The organism is Parageobacillus caldoxylosilyticus NBRC 107762 (genome assembly GCF_000632715.1).
GTDB classification, from domain to species: Bacteria; Bacillota; Bacilli; order Bacillales; family Anoxybacillaceae; genus Saccharococcus; species Saccharococcus caldoxylosilyticus.
The window spans coordinates 1-1,317 of the sequence record NZ_BAWO01000116.1 but is presented as its reverse complement, the minus strand read 5'-3'; the positions used below and the strand labels follow the sequence as shown (position 1 = coordinate 1,317).

Genomic DNA, 1,317 nt, shown 5'->3' with positions numbered 1-1,317 from the left:
AAAATGGTCTTACCCCTGTCAAGTAGACAGTAATAAAAAAGAATGATTCACTAAGCAGCCTTACCCCTAAATTCGATCGGGGTAAGGTTGTTTAGTTTCTTTTGAAATCGTTTATGATTATAAAACGTGATATACCGTTCTACAGCTTTCCGTACCTCCATTGGGGTTTGAAAGCGATAGCGATAAAAACACTCGGTCTTAAAGTGGCTAAAAAAGCTTTCGATACAGGCATTATCGAAACAATTCCCTTTTCTAGACATGCTTGCTTTTATGTTGTATTCTTGTAATAATTGGTGATATTTTTGGGAGATGTATTGGTATCCTTGATCACTATGGAGGACGAGACCATTTACATCTCGTTTTTTTATGGCTTTTTTTACCGTGTTTATTACAAGTGAAAGATCATTTCTTTCACTGATTTCATACCCTACGATCTCATTATTGTAGAGGTCTAAAATGGCAGATAAATATAAGCGTTGTCCATGGAAAATTAGATATGTAATATCAGTCACCCATTTTTGGTTCGGTCTTTCAGCTGTAAACTCTCGGTTTAAATGATTTTTTGAAACCACATACGCTTCTTTTCTGCCGAAATACTTCCACTTTTTCCTTCTGATTTTGGCTTGGATTCCCATCTTTTTCATTAATCGATAGATACGCTTATGATTGATGTTTATGTTGTACTCACGTTGGAACCACGTTTTCACCCTTAGATAGCCATAACTCCAATTGATTTCCTTGTCTGTTTCACACTCCATTATTTTATCCATAATCCATTGATCTTCTAATTGTTTTTTCGATGGTTCTGTCTGACGTTTCACCCATTTGTAATATCCAGCTGTAGAAACCCCTGCAATCTCACATAATAGGACAACCGGAAATTGAGTTCTTAATTCATGAATGATCGTAAACACTAAAGATTTTTCTTTTGTCGTATCAACTCCTTTCTCACTGCCAAGAGCTTTTTTAAGTAGGCATTTTCTGCTTCTAAGCGTTTCATTTTCTCCTCTGGACTTGACGGATTTTTACGCAGTCTTCCCTTATTCGTTCCTATCGTTTTTCCTCGTTTTTCTTTCAGGCCCTCTATTCCTTCTCTTTGGTACTGATTCACCCATCTCTGTAACATCGAGTTATGAATACGAAAGTGTTTTAAAAGTTCACTTTGACTCCAACTTTCATGAAGGTACTTATGAACAATGTCCATTTTAAATTCTGCAGAATACGTTTTTCTCTTTTTTTCCATAAAAAATCCCCTCCATAGTTAGACAGTATAGCCTTTTTTTGCACTGTCTACTATAAGGGGATAATACCAAAAGG

General features: G+C 35.9%; 1 protein-coding gene and 1 pseudogene. Both read right to left on the bottom strand.

The genetic code is table 11. The annotated features are described in order from the left end of the window. Positions 1–50: 50 nt before the first annotated feature. Positions 51–947: pseudogene (locus GCA01S_RS18870) on the bottom strand (IS3 family transposase); the annotation flags it as partial. Further along, positions 914–1,243: a helix-turn-helix domain-containing protein gene (locus GCA01S_RS18865; protein WP_042412552.1), complete on the bottom strand. Its 330-nt coding sequence runs from the start codon at positions 1,241–1,243 to the stop codon at positions 914–916. The gene GCA01S_RS18865 and the pseudogene GCA01S_RS18870, both read right to left, overlap by 34 nt. Positions 1,244–1,317 lie beyond the last annotated feature (74 nt).

Excerpts from the sequence above, each read along its gene's own strand:
- GCA01S_RS18865 (WP_042412552.1), bottom strand. The coding sequence starts at position 1,243 with ATGGAAAAAAAGAGAAAAACGTATTCTGCAGAATTTAAAATGGACATT.